This is a genomic window from Pseudomonas coronafaciens pv. oryzae str. 1_6, from assembly GCF_000156995.2.
GTDB lineage: Bacteria > Pseudomonadota > Gammaproteobacteria > Pseudomonadales > Pseudomonadaceae > Aquipseudomonas > Aquipseudomonas tremae.
In genome coordinates, this window is the sequence record NZ_CP046035.1 from 4,207,133 (window position 1) to 4,222,085 (window position 14,953).

Annotated in this window: 16 protein-coding genes; 3 read left to right on the forward strand and 13 right to left on the reverse strand. The window is 58.5% G+C overall.

Annotated elements, in window-relative coordinates; translation table 11 throughout:
- Nucleotides 1-5 precede the first annotated feature (5 nt).
- Entirely contained in the window at nt 6-356 is a 351-nt protein-coding gene (locus tag POR16_RS18835) for a glutaredoxin family protein (protein ID WP_005891375.1), read from the forward strand.
- Nucleotides 357-413: 57 nt separating this feature from the next.
- Here the strand turns inward: POR16_RS18835 and POR16_RS18840 are convergent, their stop codons facing one another.
- The 8 genes from POR16_RS18840 to POR16_RS18880 all read right to left on the reverse strand — a co-directional run bounded on the left by POR16_RS18840 (nt 414) and on the right by POR16_RS18880 (nt 7,868).
- A complete protein-coding gene (locus POR16_RS18840) occupies nt 414-1,346 on the reverse strand; it encodes a glutathione S-transferase family protein (RefSeq protein WP_122311940.1) in 933 nt (310 codons plus the stop codon).
- A gap of 63 nt (nt 1,347-1,409) precedes the next feature.
- A complete protein-coding gene (locus POR16_RS18845) occupies nt 1,410-1,751 on the reverse strand; it encodes a GIY-YIG nuclease family protein (RefSeq protein WP_005891369.1) in 342 nt (113 codons plus the stop codon).
- On the reverse strand, nt 1,744-2,235 hold the full coding sequence (locus POR16_RS18850; RefSeq protein WP_005891366.1) for a nuclear transport factor 2 family protein: 492 nt from the start codon (nt 2,233-2,235) through the stop codon (nt 1,744-1,746). The genes POR16_RS18845 and POR16_RS18850 overlap by 8 nt, the downstream gene beginning before the upstream one ends.
- A gap of 73 nt (nt 2,236-2,308) precedes the next feature.
- On the reverse strand, nt 2,309-3,538 hold the full coding sequence (locus POR16_RS18855; protein WP_005891364.1) for a CynX/NimT family MFS transporter: 1,230 nt from the start codon (nt 3,536-3,538) through the stop codon (nt 2,309-2,311).
- A gap of 166 nt (nt 3,539-3,704) precedes the next feature.
- Complete coding sequence (locus tag POR16_RS18865; RefSeq protein WP_005891362.1) at nt 3,705-4,469, reverse strand: amino acid ABC transporter ATP-binding protein; 765 nt, start codon at nt 4,467-4,469, stop codon at nt 3,705-3,707.
- 10 nt (nt 4,470-4,479) lie between these two features.
- On the reverse strand, nt 4,480-5,577 hold the full coding sequence (locus POR16_RS18870; RefSeq protein WP_005891360.1) for an amino acid ABC transporter permease: 1,098 nt from the start codon (nt 5,575-5,577) through the stop codon (nt 4,480-4,482).
- Between the two features lie 10 nt (nt 5,578-5,587).
- On the reverse strand, nt 5,588-6,769 hold the full coding sequence (locus tag POR16_RS18875; protein WP_005891358.1) for an amino acid ABC transporter permease: 1,182 nt from the start codon (nt 6,767-6,769) through the stop codon (nt 5,588-5,590).
- Nucleotides 6,770-6,839: 70 nt separating this feature from the next.
- The gene (locus POR16_RS18880; RefSeq protein ID WP_024671340.1) at nt 6,840-7,868 is read right to left on the reverse strand and encodes an amino acid ABC transporter substrate-binding protein; all 1,029 of its coding nucleotides are present in this window, start codon (nt 7,866-7,868) and stop codon (nt 6,840-6,842) included.
- Nucleotides 7,869-8,351: 483 nt separating this feature from the next.
- On the opposite strand from POR16_RS18880, the gene POR16_RS18885 reads away from it, so the two are divergent.
- Nucleotides 8,352-9,011 (forward strand): alpha/beta hydrolase, encoded by a 660-nt coding sequence (locus tag POR16_RS18885; RefSeq protein WP_005891356.1) that lies wholly within the window; start codon nt 8,352-8,354, stop codon nt 9,009-9,011.
- Nucleotides 9,012-9,126: 115 nt separating this feature from the next.
- Entirely contained in the window at nt 9,127-10,587 is a 1,461-nt protein-coding gene (rhlB, locus tag POR16_RS18890; RefSeq protein WP_162010105.1) for an ATP-dependent RNA helicase RhlB, read from the forward strand.
- A gap of 3 nt (nt 10,588-10,590) precedes the next feature.
- Here rhlB and moaE read toward each other — a convergent pair whose 3' ends face one another.
- From moaE to POR16_RS18915, 5 genes are all read right to left on the reverse strand, one after another.
- Nucleotides 10,591-11,040: a molybdopterin synthase catalytic subunit MoaE gene (moaE, locus tag POR16_RS18895; protein ID WP_005891354.1), complete on the reverse strand. Its 450-nt coding sequence runs from the start codon at nt 11,038-11,040 to the stop codon at nt 10,591-10,593.
- Between the two features lie 2 nt (nt 11,041-11,042).
- On the reverse strand, nt 11,043-11,288 hold the full coding sequence (gene moaD, locus POR16_RS18900; RefSeq protein WP_005891353.1) for a molybdopterin converting factor subunit 1: 246 nt from the start codon (nt 11,286-11,288) through the stop codon (nt 11,043-11,045).
- A complete protein-coding gene (gene moaC, locus POR16_RS18905; protein WP_005891351.1) occupies nt 11,285-11,770 on the reverse strand; it encodes a cyclic pyranopterin monophosphate synthase MoaC in 486 nt (161 codons plus the stop codon). Before moaC ends, moaD begins: the two co-directional genes overlap by 4 nt.
- A gap of 251 nt (nt 11,771-12,021) precedes the next feature.
- Nucleotides 12,022-13,416 carry a PhoH family protein gene (locus POR16_RS18910; protein ID WP_005891349.1) on the reverse strand — a complete coding sequence of 465 codons (1,395 nt, stop codon included), beginning with the start codon at nt 13,414-13,416 and terminating at the stop codon, nt 12,022-12,024.
- 294 nt (nt 13,417-13,710) lie between these two features.
- A complete protein-coding gene (locus POR16_RS18915; RefSeq protein WP_005891348.1) occupies nt 13,711-14,889 on the reverse strand; it encodes a polysaccharide deacetylase family protein in 1,179 nt (392 codons plus the stop codon).
- Nucleotides 14,890-14,953 lie beyond the last annotated feature (64 nt).

Below are 14,953 nucleotides of genomic sequence, written 5' to 3' on the forward strand. Positions count from 1 at the left end.
CCAGCATGCTGATGCGCACCCTCAAGAAGTTTGCCCTGATCATGCTGGTGGTGGTCATTTACCAAAACTGGGGCAGAATCGAAAACTTCGTCAATCCGCCCCCGGCGGACGTCGCACAGAGCTACAGCCAGGCAAAGGTGGTGATGTACGCCACCGACTGGTGTGGCTACTGCAAACAGACGCGGCGTTTTCTGGACAGCAAAGGGATTGCGTATCAGGAGTTCGACATCGAGAAGTCCGAGGAAGGCCGCAAGGCCTATGAGGCCTTGGGCGGACGAGGCATCCCGCTGATCGACGTGAACGGCACACTCATCCGCGGTTTCGCCCCGGATGAGATATTGGCGGCCTTGAAATAGGCCACCGTGGCTATCGGCCAGTACTCTGCGTCGGCATGTCGTTCAGGACGCTCTAAGTCAGCGCTTCTCGATCCGGTACCCCATTCTCGGGAAGTGTACGTGTACAGCACCCGCACGATCGTCCTCGCGGCGCAGGATCAGCTCTTCGCGCCCTGAAAACACCAGCTCGCCCTCAACCGCTTCAACCCCATAATCGACCGCGGCAATGGCAACCTTGTCACCCGCCTTGAAGCCGCTCGGGTCAACCAGCACTTCGTCGGGCAGCGGCGTAGGCGTGGCGTTTCTGGCGATGTCGATGGCCTCGGTCGAACTCAGGTCGGTAAATGTGCCGTGACCAAAGCCCAGAACGCGATCCAGCCAGACGCTGACGCTTGGGTAATCATCGACGAATGGCGCCGTCACGGCTGTCTGCTTGAGAAACCAGAGCGTGTGGGCGACCGAGAAATCAGCAATCGAAGGTTCGCCGAACAAAAAAGCACCACCACGTGAAAGCTGTAGCTCGAGCCGCGACATAAGTGTCGGCCATTGATGTTTGACCTGCTCGACCGGCGGACGAGACGCCGTACCACCGTTGAACAGCGTCGAGCGATCGGCAATGAAGGCTTTGGCAGCATCTGCTGGCACTTTGGCAAACCGCACCGCCATTGATTCAGGCTGAAACACGAGGCTCACGGCGTGCATGAAAAGCACCGAATCGGCCCAGGCAGCCAGACCGGCCACCGCAAATTCCTGACCTTGCGGGAAAAACGCGGGCGAGGCCTTTTCCTGCTCCAGACGCCGCGCCATCAATGCCGTGTCACAGTAGATATCCGCACCGGCCTGCAAAACTGGCGTTCTGCGATAGCCGCCAGTCAGTGCGGTCAGGTCAGGCTTGGGCATAATCGAAGGGATGGTCACCGAGCGCCATGCAAGGCCTTTAAAACCCAGCATCAAACGGGCTTTTTCGGCGAACAGCGACGTGGGGTAATGGTGAAGAATCAATTCGGACATGTTCAGCCTCTGCGCAGGTGGAAACATTCAGCTTAACGCCCTGCGCCCTGCCCGCCCACAGGCTCAAACTGATGGGGCGCCATCACGCGCATGAATCGGCAGTTTTGCGTAGCTGGCTACCAGTGACTCCTTGGCGCTTTTTCTCAGCTTCTTGATCAACCGCTCGTGGCGCAGCGCTTCTCCCTTGCTGGGCCATTGTTCAACGTAAACAAGCGCAGTCGCCGGACTGGAACAGAAAAAGCGCGCACCCTTGCCGCTTTGGTGCGCGGCGAAGCGTCGCTGCGGATCGTCGCTGATGCCGCAGTACAGCGAGCCGTTGGCAGCTCGCACCAGATAGACAAACCAGGGCTTGGCGGTTATCTGCTCGGCAACCTGGGCTGTGGCATCAGTCAAAACCTCAGGCACGGCGGCTCTCGGTAAAGGCCTTCAGGCCCTTGAGCGCCTGGGCCCTGACTGCATTGCGTACCAGCGGCGTCCAGCCAAGCAGCAGGCCTTTGACGCCCAAGGCTTGCCTCGACCAGCGCCACATATCGAAATGATCGCGATGCTCGCAGATCTTGCCATCGCGAAACACGAAGCGAGCCTGAATGTCATTCACCACCGTGCGCCCGGTCTGACTGAACAGATAAGTCGCCACCCAATGGGCACTGCCCGCACGATCGTCGGCCCGCACCTGATCGAAGATCACCGAAAAATCCTTCGCCTTCGAGGTCAGCATGCGCCACATGTCGCTCACCTGAGGCCCGCGCAATTCGCCAAACGCAGGGTCACTGAACACCACGTCTTCGGTGTAGCAGGCACTCATTGCCTCGGCATCCAGCTGCGCGAACGCTTCATAAAAACGGGCGATCAGTGCGCTGTTGGCCTGACTTTCTTCTTCGTAACTCATGCGTGCAAATCCCTTGGCGATTTATCCGTGCACGATAAGCGGCGCAGCGAAAAATGGCGAGGGGTTGATGGCCTTATACTTTCTCGCTGCTGACCTGCACATGCAGCGCTCGACCGGCGCCCATGCCAGCAATCATCGCGCCCAGGCCCAGTACGGCGAAAATCCAGCCAATCGCGTTCCAGCTGCCGGTCATGTCGTGTACCACGCCCACCGCAAACGGGCCGGTCGAGGCAATGGTGTAGCCAAAGCCCTGCGCCATGCTCGACAGGTTGGCTGCCACATGGGAATCCCGTGAGCGAAGAACGATCAAGGCCAGCGCCAGACTGAACGTGCCGCCCTGCCCGATTCCGAGCAGGATCGCCCAGCCCCAGAGCCCGCCCAGCGGCGCGTACAGGCAGCCGAACAGGCCGGTCAGGGTCAACGACATGACCAGCATGATCGCCAGGCGTTGGTCTTTCCCGCGGGTCGCCAGATACGGTACGGCCAGAGAGCTGATGACCTGCGCAATGATCGAGCCGGACAACAGCAACCCGGCCTCGGTCGGTGTCATACCGCGGCCGATGAGGATAGACGGCAACCAGCCGAAAACGATGTAAGACAGCGACGATTGCAGCCCCATGTACAGCGTGACCTGCCATGCCAGCGGGTCACGCAGCAAACCGCGCACTCGATAGACGTCGCGATGCGTGCCATGTACTTCGCGCGTTTGCGGTAACCAGAAGAACGCAGCGATGAGCGCAGGAATCAGCCAGAAACCCAGGCCAATCTGCCAGCTTCCATCGAAGTACTGGCTTAACGGTACGGTCGAACCTGCGGCAATCGCAGCGCCCAGGCACAGCGCCATGGTGTAGACCCCGGTCATTGCACCGGCCTTGTGCGGGAAATCGCGCTTGACGATACCGGGCAGCAACACACCGATCACCCCAATGCTCGCGCCTGCCAGCAGGCTGCCACCAAACAGCCCGACTTCGCCAGCCAGGCTACGCAGCGCCAGGCCGCCTGCCAGCGTCAAAAGCACCATCAACACCACACGCTCGCTGCCGAAACGACGGGCCAGAATCGGTGCCAGTGGCGCAAACAGACCCAGACACAGCACTGGCAATGTGGTCAGCAGGCCAGCTTCGGCTGCCGACATGCCGAGGCTTTCGGACACGTTATTGAGCAGAGGCGCAATACTGGACAACGCTGGGCGCAGGTTGAGCGCTACCAGCACCAGGCCCAGCAGCAAAAGCCAGGGACGCTTCAGGACAGGATGGGGTTGAGCAGGATTCGGTTGAGGGCTGGATTGAGCCTTGGCAGTCATCGGTTTCTCGGTAATCAGGTATGTCGACCCGTTTCAGGGGGGCGGTATCCTGTTGGAGAATCGTCTTGAATACAAGGTTCAGCTGAAATTGCACACAAGGCCGACAGCAAAAGACGGCCCAAAAAAACCGGGCGCCTGGCCCGGTTTGCTGTGCAGCCTCTGCGACTCAGTGAATGATCTGACTGAGGAACAGCTTGGTACGGTCGCTTTGCGGGTTGTCGAAGAAGTCGTTTGGCGCGGCCTGCTCGACGATTTCGCCCTTGTCCATAAAGATCACCCGGTTCGCCACGGTGCGGGCAAAGCCCATCTCGTGAGTCACGCAGAGCATGGTCATGCCTTCTTCCGCCAGGCCGACCATGGTGTCGAGTACTTCCTTGACCATTTCCGGGTCCAGCGCCGAGGTCGGTTCGTCGAACAGCATGATTTTCGGCTTCATGCACAAGGCACGGGCAATCGCCACACGCTGCTGCTGACCGCCGGAAAGCTGACCCGGAAACTTGTGGGCCTGCTCCGGAATACGCACACGCTCCAGATAGTGCATGGCGATTTCTTCGGCTTTCTTCTTCGGCATCTTGCGTACCCACATCGGTGCCAGCGTGCAGTTCTGCAGGATGGTCAGGTGCGGGAACAGGTTGAAATGCTGAAATACCATGCCGACTTCACGGCGGATGGTTTCGATCTGCTTCAGGTCGGAAGTCAGCTCGGTACCATCAACGATGATACGACCCTGCTGGTGCTCTTCCAGACGGTTGAGGCAGCGAATGGTAGTGGATTTGCCCGAGCCCGACGGGCCGCACAGCACGATACGTTCACCCTGGCGGACGTTCAGGTTGATGTCCTTGAGCACGTGGAACTGGCCGTACCACTTATGGACGCCCTCCATGCGGATCATGCCTTCAGCGCCCAGAGGCTTATTGATAGCTTCACTCATCACAAAACTCCTAACGCTTGTGGCCTGTGTCCAGCTTACGTTCCAAATGCATGGAATAGCGGGACATACCGAAACAGAAGATCCAGAACACCAGGGCCGCGAAGACGTAGCCTTCGGTGGCCATACCCAGCCAGGCCGGGTCGGCGGTGGCTTGCTTGACGCTGTTGAGCAGGTCGAACAGGCCGATAATGATCACCAGACTGGTGTCTTTGAACAGGGCAATGAAGGTGTTGACGATACCGGGGATGACCATCTTCAACGCCTGCGGCAGAATCACCAGGCCCATGCTGCGCCAGTAACCGAGGCCCATCGCAGAAGCGGCTTCGTACTGACCTTTAGGGATGGCCTGCATGCCACCGCGCACCACTTCGGCGATGTACGCCGACTGGAACAGGATGACGCCGATCAGCGCCCGCAGCAGTTTGTCGAAGTTCATCCCCTCAGGCATGAACAGCGGCAGCATGACCGAAGACATGAACAGCACGGTAATCAACGGCACGCCGCGCCAGAACTCGATGAACGTCACGCACACCACACGCACAGCCGGCATGTTGGAGCGACGGCCGAGCGCCAGCAGGATACCCAACGGCAAGGCACCGACGATACCCACAGTGGCAATCACCAGGGTCAGCATCAGGCCGCCCCACTGGCTGGTCGGTACGTTGGTCAGACCGAACACGCCGCCGTGCAGCAGGTAAAACGCGACGACCGGGTAGATCACCAGGAAGCAGATGCCGTAGACAGCCTTGCGCTGAAACTTCGAAATGAACAGCGGCGCAGCACCGACAATCGCCAGGATTGCAGTCAGATCGACTCTCCAGCGCAGTTCATTGGGAAAGTATCCGTACATGAACTGGCCGAAGCGCTGCTCGATGAACACCCAGCAGGCGCCAGCCTTGGTGCAGTCCTCCTTGGTGGTGCCGACCCAGTTGGCATCCAGCAAGGCCCAACTGAGAATCGGCGGCACGATCAGATAGATCAGGTACAGCGAGAGCAGGGTCAGCAGGGTGTTGAGCCAGCTGGAGAACAGGTTCTGCCGCATCCACGCCACCGGGCCGAACACTTTGCCCGGTGGTGGCATATCAGGTTTGAAAGTATGAGTTGTCATGCGCGTTTCCTCACCGCTCGATCAGCGCAATGCGCTTGTTGTACCAGTTCATCAGCATGGAAATGCTGATACTGATCGCCAGGTACACGCTCATGGTGATGGCAATGACTTCAATGGCCTGGCCGGTCTGGTTGAGCACCGTACCGGCGAACAGGGAAACCATTTCCGGGTAACCGATGGCCGCTGCCAGCGAAGAGTTTTTCGCCAGGTTCAGGAACTGACTGGTCAACGGCGGAATGATCACCCGCAGAGCCTGCGGAATGATGACCTTACGCAACGTCGGCCCAGGGCGAAGCCCCAGTGAACGGGCAGCTTCGGTCTGACCGTGGCTGACCGACTTGATACCCGACCGCACGATTTCAGCAATGAACGCTGCGGTGTAGATGGTCAGTGCCAAGGTCAGGGAAATCAATTCCGGGATCAGCACCCAGCCGCCCGTGAAGTTGAAGCCTTTGAGCTGCGGCAGCTCCCAATGCACCGGGCTGCCGAAAATCAGCATGCTCAGGCCGGGAATGACCAGCAATAACGCCAGGCCGACCCAGAACTTGTGAAACGGCTGGCCAGTGGCTTCGAAACGCTTGTTGGCCCAGCGCACCATCATCACGATCGCGATCACTGCGACCACCAGACTGATCAGAAATGCCCAGGCACCTTCGGCAGGCAAGGCTCTGGGCATGTTGAGCCCGCGGCTGCTGACGAAGAACATGTCCAGATAACCATGCGCCTGACGCGGACCGGGCAGCGTCAGGAATACAGCGGTGTACCAGAACAGAATTTGCAGCAATGGCGGGATGTTGCGAAAGACTTCTACATAAACGGTTGCCAGCTTGCTGATCATCCAGTTCGGAGACAGACGAGCGACGCCAATGATGAAGCCCAGCAAGGTCGCCAGGACAATACCGATAACCGACACCAGCAGGGTGTTCAGCAGGCCGATGACGAACACACGTGCATACGTGTCCGATTCGGTGTAGTCGATCAGGTGTTGAGCAATACCAAAACCGGCACTGTTCTCTAGAAAACCGAAACCCGAGGTAATACCACGGTGTTGCAGGTTGGTCTGGGTATTATCGAATATGAACCAGCCCAACGAGATCACCGCCACGACAGTGATGATCTGAAATAACCACGCGCGCACTTTCGGATCGCTCAGCGTGAGCTTTTGCTTGGGTGCGACGATTTGCTTTTCCATGAAAGGCCCCAGGAAAAATCCAACAGAACAACGCCCGACAGGCTGGAAAGCCTGTCGGGCGCCGGGTCAATCAACGAATCGGTGGAGCGTACTGGATGCCGCCGGCATTCCACAGAGCATTCTGGCCACGCTTGATTTTCAGCGGGGTGTTTTCGCCCAGGTTGCGTTCGAACACTTCGCCGTAGTTGCCGACTTGCTTGACGATCTGTACGACCCAGTCCTTCGGCAGTTTGAGGTCCTTGCCGTAAGTACCGTCGGCACCCAGCATACGCGCTACGTCAGGGTTCTTGGTCGACTTGGCTTCAGCTTCGACGTTCTTGGAAGTGATCTTCGCTTCCTCGGCGTTGAGCATTGCGAACAGGGTCCAGCGAACGATCGAGAACCACTCTTCGTCGCCTTTACGTACGACAGGGCCTAGAGGCTCCTTGGAAATCACTTCAGGCAGAACGACGTAATCGTCTGGCTTGGCCAGCTTGCTGCGTTGTGCGTAGAGCTGCGACTGGTCGGAGGTCAGTACGTCGCAACGGCCGCCTTCCAGCGACTTGGCGCTTTCATCGGAGGTGTCGAAGGTGATCGGGGTGTATTTCAGGCCGTTCGAGCGGAAGTAGTCGGAAACGTTCAGCTCGGTAGTGGTACCGGCCTGGATGCAGATGGTCGCACCGTCCAGTTCCTTGGCGCTTTTGACGCCCAGCTTGTTGTTCACCAGGAAGCCGATACCGTCGTAATAAGTCACGCCGGTGAAGACCAGGCCCATGCCCGCGTCGCGGGAGCTGGTCCAGGTGGTGTTACGCGAAAGGATGTCGATCTCGCCGGATTGCAGCGCAGTGAAGCGTTCCTTGGCGTTCAACTGGCTGAACTTGACCTTGGTAGCGTCGCCGAATACAGCAGCGGCCACTGCGCGGCAGACGTCAGCATCGATACCGGTGATCTTGCCGGTAGAGTCCGGAACGGAAAAGCCCGGCAGGCCGTCGCTGACGCCGCACTGTACAAAGCCTTTCTTCTGGATTGCGTCAAGGGTGGCGCCTGCATTGGCAGCCCCGGCCACACCGAATGCGGCAAGCGCCGTGACAACAGCAAGGGTGGATTTCAACATCTTCATTCAAAAACTCCAGTTTGCTCTTTGTTGTGTGGAAGCTTCAGCCGCATCGCACCTTTGTGAGGCGCTTATAACCCGTGCTGGCTTATTTTTGGGTCATGCGGTACCGAGTATGAATATCGAGTCTGCCGCAGGATCGCCCTGCCATTGCTTTTCGTCATTCAGAATCGACCCCGTGGACTGAAGCTTCATGATTTCCCGAACCAGAGAGGTACGGGTCGAACCGTGCCGCGAATCCTGACGCAGGAACTCCCGGGCCGCTTTTCGATCGCTACAAGTAATAGCCTTATAGTGTTACCGAACGATGAGAATGCCTGGACTCCAGCTCTGCTGTAGCAAAGCCCGTACCAGCATGCTGGCGATGTCGAATTAGCGACAGGTCAAGACAAAAACTTGTAACCTTGCGACATCTTCTTTCATTTTTAATCTACCTGCGCACCTTATTAAAGCGCTCTAAACGCGCCCGCGCACACAAATGGAGCAGTCATGAGTGAGCCACTAGTCATCCAACCCTCCGGCACCGCAGATGCGTGCGTCATCTGGCTGCATGGACTGGGCGCCGACCGGTACGATTTTCTGCCGGTCGCTGAAGCCCTGCAGGAGACGCTGCTGACTACCCGCTTCGTTCTGCCACAGGCGCCGACACGCGCCGTGACGGTCAACGGCGGCTATGAAATGCCCAGCTGGTACGACATCAAGGCCATGAGCAGCGAGGCTCGTGCCATTGATCACGACCAAATGGACGCCTCGGCGCAGAGTGTTCTGGAGCTGATCGAGCAACAGCGTGACAGCGGCATAGACCCGGCGCGGATATTTCTCGCAGGGTTTTCCCAGGGCGGCGCAGTAGTGCTGCATACCGGCTACAAGCGCTGGCAGGGTCCACTGGGTGGCGTGCTTGCCCTCTCCACTTATGCCCCGACATTCAGCGCCCAGATGCAATTGTCGGCCAGCCAGCAACGCACACCGGCGTATTGCCTGCACGGTCAGCACGACGAGGTGGTCCCCAATGCGATGGGACGCACCGCTTACGAGCATCTGCTGACTCAGGGTGTAACCGCACAATGGCAGGAATACCCAATGGGCCATCAAGTGTTACCGCAGGAAATTCATGACATCGGTGTCTGGCTCGCTGAAAAGCTTCGCTAAGACCGGTTTTTCCTCTCGGGACGGACCGCTTCTGTAGCTCGCCAAGGATGGCACTACGCCGAGCACGGTTCTTGCTTTACACTCCCCGGCGTACATTCCTTAACCAATTGACGAGATGACCGTGCTCAAAGCACTTAAAAAGATGTTCGGTAAGAGTGACGCTGAGCAACGCGCGCCTATACCGACAGCCTCCATCCCTGCTTCCCCTTCGCCTGACAAGGGCGCCCCACCGGATCATGCTGTCCAGACTCAGGCTCTGGACACCGTCGCCGAGCACTCCAAAGTCACAGCGCCGCGTGCCGACAAGCCAAGGGCCGAGCGCCCACGTCGCGAACGTGTGACCAAGCCGCCTGCGCCGGAATGGAAGCTCGAAGATTTTGCCGTAGAACCGCAGGAAGGAAAAACCCGTTTCCACGATTTCAACCTGGCTCCCGAGCTGATGCACGCTATTCAGGACCTGGGGTTTCCGTATTGCACGCCCATCCAGGCAGGCGTGCTGGGGTTCACCCTCAAGGGCAAGGACGCAATCGGCCGCGCCCAGACCGGCACCGGCAAGACCGCTGCATTCCTGATCTCGATCATCGAGCAACTGACCCAGACGCCACCACCGGCCGAGCGCTACATGGGTGAGCCCCGCGCGCTGATCATCGCGCCGACCCGCGAACTGGTGGTGCAGATCGCCAAGGACGCCGCCGACCTGACCAAGTACACCAACCTGAACGTCATGACCTTCGTCGGCGGAATGGACTTTGACAAGCAGCTCAAGCAGCTTGAAGCGCGCCACTGCGACATTCTGGTAGCCACACCTGGCCGCCTGCTGGACTTCAACCAGCGCGGCGAAGTGCATCTGGACATGGTCGAAGTGATGGTCCTCGACGAAGCCGACCGCATGCTGGACATGGGTTTCATCCCGCAGGTACGGCAGATCATTCGCCAGACCCCGCACAAGGGCGAACGCCAGACCCTGCTGTTTTCCGCGACATTCACCGAAGATGTGATGAACCTCGCCAAACAGTGGACCACCGAGCCTTCCATCGTCGAGATCGAGTCGCTGAACGTTGCCAGCGATAACGTCGAGCAGCATATCTACGCCGTGGCCGGTGCCGACAAATACAAGTTGCTGTACAACCTGGTGACCGACAACGGCTGGGAACGGGTCATGGTCTTTGCCAATCGCAAGGACGAAGTACGCCGCATCGAAGAACGCCTGGTGCGCGACGGCGTCAACGCTGCGCAATTGTCAGGCGACGTGCCGCAGCACAAGCGCATCAAGACCCTCGAAGGCTTCCGCGAAGGCAAGATTCGCGTGCTGGTCGCCACGGATGTAGCAGGTCGAGGCATCCACATCGATGGCATCAGCCACGTGATCAACTTCACCCTGCCGGAAGTGCCGGACGATTACGTCCACCGCATAGGCCGTACCGGTCGTGCAGGTGCCGACGGCGTCTCGATCAGCTTTGCCGGCGAAGACGATTCGTATCAGCTACCCGCCATCGAGGAAAAACTGGGCCGCAAGATCAGCTGTGAAACACCGCCGACTCACTTGCTGAGGTCCGTGGTGCGCAACAACGCCTGACGGTTATTTCCAGCGATCAGCCGCTTGGTGATCGCTGTGGCGGCCTTCTACCCAACGCGGACCTTCAGGTGTGTTTTCACGCTTCCAGAACGGCGCCCGGGTCTTGAGGTAGTCCATGACAAAATCGCAGGCCTCGAATGCGGCCTGCCGATGAGCACTGGCAACGCCGACGAAAACGATGGGCTCGCCCGGCTCCAGCGCACCTACCCGGTGCAGCACATCAACCCTGAGCAACGGCCAGCGCTGCCCCGCCTCTTCGGCGATCGTCGCCAGCGCCTTCTCGGTCATGCCCGGATAATGCTCCAGGAACATGCCGGACACCTCGCGGCCGTCGTTGAAATCACGCACGTAGCCGACAAAACTGACCACCGCACCGATGCCACGATTGGCGGCGTGCAGCGCGTTGACTTCAGCGCCAGGATCAAAGGTGGCTGCCTGTACACGAATCGCCATGATCAGCCTCCGGTCACGGGCGGAAAGAACGCGACTTCATCGCCGTCAGCCAGCGGCTCGGTCGGCTTGCACAATTCCTGATTGCGAGCGCACATCAGGTTCTGCTCGGCCAGAACCTGCCAGGCCTCACCGCGCTGCAACAGCGCCTGCCTCAGTGTTTCAATAGTGGCGAACCGGCCTTCGACAGACTCGCCGTCCAGGCCCAACGATTCACGATAGCGGGCAAAGTACTGGACCTGAATCTTCATGACGAAACCTGTGCCTGATCGGCAGTGAAATGACCACTTTTGCCACCAAGCTTTTCCAGCAGACGAACCGACTCGATAACCATGTCGCGGTCGACCGCCTTGCACATGTCGTAAATGGTCAGCGCCGCGACGCTGGCCGCAGTCAGCGCTTCCATCTCCACGCCGGTCTGTCCGGACAGTTTGCAGCTTGCGGTGATGCGCACTGCAGCATCGCCTTCGGCGGCGAGATGCACTTTGATACTGGTCAACATCAGCGGATGGCACAGCGGGATAAGGTCGCTGGTTTTCTTGGCGGCCTGGATACCTGCAATACGCGCGACAGCAAACACATCACCCTTTGGATGACCACCGCTGACAATCATTTGCAGCGTCGCGGGCAGCATACGCACATACGCTTCAGCCACAGCCTCACGGGACGTCACGGCTTTATCAGTGACATCGACCATATTGGCGCGACCCTGGGAATCGAGATGAGTGAGCACAGCGTTACTCCTTGGCAGATGCAAGAAGTGTAGAGGGTGTGGCAGTTACAGGCTACCGGCAGCAAGCTCGGAGGGCGTAGGAGCGAAGGCTATGTTTCGGGTGATAAAGAATTTTTGAATGCACAACACTCTTCGCGAGCAAGTTCGCTCCTATAGCCTTCGGCCAGGAGCGAACTTGTTATACGTGTGAGCTGGAGCATGCAAGCAAAGGGATCTCGTAAAACGAGGCTCCCCCGCTTGAAGCTTTCGCTCTACAGATGACTCTCTGCGTATTCGGCCAGTATTGAGCGTGGCACGCCTTGCAGGGCGATGTGTACGCCGTTCGGGAAGTCTTTGAAGCGCTCCGTGAGATAGGTCAGACCAGAGCTGGTGGCTGACAGGTAAGGGGTATCGATCTGCGCCAGGTTGCCCAGGCAGACCACTTTGGAACCGGCACCGGCGCGGGTGATGATGGTTTTCATCTGGTGCGGGGTCAGGTTCTGGCATTCATCGATCAGGATCAGGCTTTGCTGGAAGCTGCGACCCCGGATGTAGTTAAGGGATTTGAACTGAAGTGGCACTTTGCTCAGGATGTAATCGACACTGCCGTGAGTATTCTCGTCATCCATGTGCAGGGCTTCGAGGTTATCGGTAATCGCGCCGAGCCACGGCTCCATTTTCTCGGCCTCGGTACCCGGCAGAAAGCCGATCTCCTGATCCAGACCCTGAACGCTGCGCGTCGCTATGATGCGGCGATAGCGCTTGGTGACCATCGTCTGTTCGATGGCAGCCGCCAAGGCAAGGATGGTTTTACCCGAACCCGCCGCGCCTGACAGGTTGACCATATGAATATCCGGATCAAGCAGGGCGAACAGCGCCAGCCCCTGATAGATGTCACGCGGCTTCAAACCCCAGGCTTCCTGATGCAGCAAAGGCTCCTGGTGCATATCGAGAATCAGCAACTCGTCGTTTTTGACGCCCTTGATCCAGCCCACGAAACCCTGTTCGTCGACAATGAATTCGTTGATATGAACAGCCGGCAGCATTTCATTGAGCTGCACTCGGTGCCAGGTACGGCCTCGTTCCTGGCGGGTATCGACCTTGTTGACCCGGTCCCAGAACGAGCCGGTCATGTCATGGTAGCCACGCGACAACAGTGAAACGTCGTCCACCAGCTGGTCGGTGCTGTAATCCTCTGCTGCAATGCCGCAGGCACGCGCCTTGAGGCGCATGTTGATGTCTTTGGTCACCAGTACGACGCTCAAGTCCTTGTTGCGCGCGTGCAGGTCGATCAATTGGTTGATGATGATGTTGTCATTGAGGTGCTCGGGCAACAGACTGTTGGGTTCCTCGCGCTTGCTCATCAGAATAGACAAAAAGCCTTTGAAAACACCGGTCCCGCGATCAATGGGCACTCCCTTTTCGACATCTGCAGGGCAGGCCTCACCCAGAGTCTTGTCGATCAGACGAATGGCTTGGCGGCACTCGGCGGCAACGGAATGTTTGCCGGCTTTCAGTTTGTCCAGTTCCTCCAGGACCGTCATGGGAATGGCGACGTGGTGTTCTTCGAAGTTCAACAAAGCGTTTGGATCATGGATCAATACGTTGGTATCGAGCACGTAAAGGATTGGCTGGTTAGTGGAGGGGGTGCGTCCGTGATCATCCATACTCGCTCACCTTTTCAAAAGCCGGGCGACGCAGAACCAAGACAGTACTGCGCCACGAAAAGGCCGCCGGATTCTTCCCTTGAGGCAGGGTAGAAATGTCGCTCAAGGTGGGTCTTGGAAGACGCCACCTGTGTTGCAGGTTTCGGCGGTCTGTATTCGTAATACAGCAAAAGGGATGACAGAAAAAAGCGTTTTGACAGTTTTTTGAAGTTTATTTCACAGGATGACGAATAGGACTTGGCGGGCGTCCGCAGCACGTTTAAAGTCGGAAGTCCGCCCACGCCGAATCAGCCTTCATTCCCCCTCCGGCGCAGCCTCCTCGCTACTCTCCGGCCCTTGCTCCACGGTCGTTTCAGAGATATTTCGACAGTCATCCCAAATCAGCTCGCTTTGCGCCGTATTGGCCAGCAGCAATGGCAGCGCAGACTGCGCCTTGTTGGCGACGTCATGAAACACGACCGTGCCTTTGCGCCAAAGCAGCATCAAGGTCAGCACGCGGTCGCTGACCTGCTCTGCGGTGAGCCGCCCGGTGTCATCCTGCGCGTCGATGTTCCATAGCGATACACGCAGGTGCCGGTCACGAAAGAAGTCGCCACTGTCGGCCCGACGGTGACCATAAGGCGGGCGAAACAAAGGCACGAAGTTATCCGGCAGCACCTGCTGAACCAGCGCCTCACTGCGCAGGATGGAATCCTGCCAGTCCAGCCACTGACTGTGCGAACGGTACTCCCAGCCCTGCAGGCCGACGCACTGCTGGCGGTAAAGCGCCTGCAGGCCGACAGCCGAGCTGGTGTCGAGGCGCTCCTGAAGGCTCTTGCCGAGCACAAAGAAGGTGGCAGTCATCTTTTGTTGACGCATGAAGTCGGCCAGCCAGTCGGTTCCGCCATCCAACGGGCTAGGGCCGCCTTCGAAATTGAGCATGAACGTGCGATCAGGCAGCTCGTCGCCGCTCATCTCATCGGAGTTATAACGCTCGATCTCGCTGCTGGTCTGCGGAAACAGCGCGGCCATGAACAGCAACTCATTCAGGTAGCGGCGATGAAACGCCGCACCGGGGCCAGCCCAGCCGGCATAGAACGAATCGTTCGATACCTGATACTCCTCGGCGCGCAGGCGAAGTTGGTCCATGTCCTCGACCAGCACACAGAAGTTGGCATCTTCTTCACAGCTCTTCTGAGCAGCCTGATAGTTCTCGAGCAGGCGCAGCCACAGGCGATGGCGGACGACGTTCAGTGAAGGCACATTGACAAATCGCAGACCCAGCCGTTGTTTGAGCCCCTCTTCGTCGAGCTTCTCACTCAGATACAACTCATGGGCGAAGGAGAGGATCTCTGCACGCGACGCCACGTCGAACAAGCCCGGCGTCTCCAGCCGCTCGGGCCAAACACTACGGTCGATGGTGGCAATGACTGGCGCGGCCGCCTGAGCCTGAAGCCACAGCAGACTCGCACACACAGCTAAAACAATACGCAAACCCGACGCCCTCTTGATGAGCCCTGGCCGATGACCGGCGTGCCACTATAGCCGATATAGCCAC

Excerpts from the sequence above, each read along its gene's own strand:
- POR16_RS18835 (WP_005891375.1), top strand. The coding sequence starts at position 6 with ATGCTGATGCGCACCCTCAAGAAGTTTGCCCTGATCATGCTGGTGGTG.
- POR16_RS18840 (WP_122311940.1), bottom strand. The coding sequence starts at position 1,346 with ATGTCCGAATTGATTCTTCACCATTACCCCACGTCGCTGTTCGCCGAA.
- POR16_RS18850 (WP_005891366.1), bottom strand. The coding sequence starts at position 2,235 with ATGAGTTACGAAGAAGAAAGTCAGGCCAACAGCGCACTGATCGCCCGT.
- POR16_RS18855 (WP_005891364.1), bottom strand. The coding sequence starts at position 3,538 with ATGACTGCCAAGGCTCAATCCAGCCCTCAACCGAATCCTGCTCAACCC.
- POR16_RS18865 (WP_005891362.1), bottom strand. The coding sequence starts at position 4,469 with ATGAGTGAAGCTATCAATAAGCCTCTGGGCGCTGAAGGCATGATCCGC.
- POR16_RS18870 (WP_005891360.1), bottom strand. The coding sequence starts at position 5,577 with ATGACAACTCATACTTTCAAACCTGATATGCCACCACCGGGCAAAGTG.
- POR16_RS18875 (WP_005891358.1), bottom strand. The coding sequence starts at position 6,769 with ATGGAAAAGCAAATCGTCGCACCCAAGCAAAAGCTCACGCTGAGCGAT.
- POR16_RS18880 (WP_024671340.1), bottom strand. The coding sequence starts at position 7,868 with ATGAAGATGTTGAAATCCACCCTTGCTGTTGTCACGGCGCTTGCCGCA.
- POR16_RS18885 (WP_005891356.1), top strand. The coding sequence starts at position 8,352 with ATGAGTGAGCCACTAGTCATCCAACCCTCCGGCACCGCAGATGCGTGC.
- rhlB (WP_162010105.1), top strand. The coding sequence starts at position 9,127 with ATGACCGTGCTCAAAGCACTTAAAAAGATGTTCGGTAAGAGTGACGCT.
- moaE (WP_005891354.1), bottom strand. The coding sequence starts at position 11,040 with ATGGCGATTCGTGTACAGGCAGCCACCTTTGATCCTGGCGCTGAAGTC.
- moaD (WP_005891353.1), bottom strand. The coding sequence starts at position 11,288 with ATGAAGATTCAGGTCCAGTACTTTGCCCGCTATCGTGAATCGTTGGGC.
- POR16_RS18910 (WP_005891349.1), bottom strand. The coding sequence starts at position 13,416 with ATGGATGATCACGGACGCACCCCCTCCACTAACCAGCCAATCCTTTAC.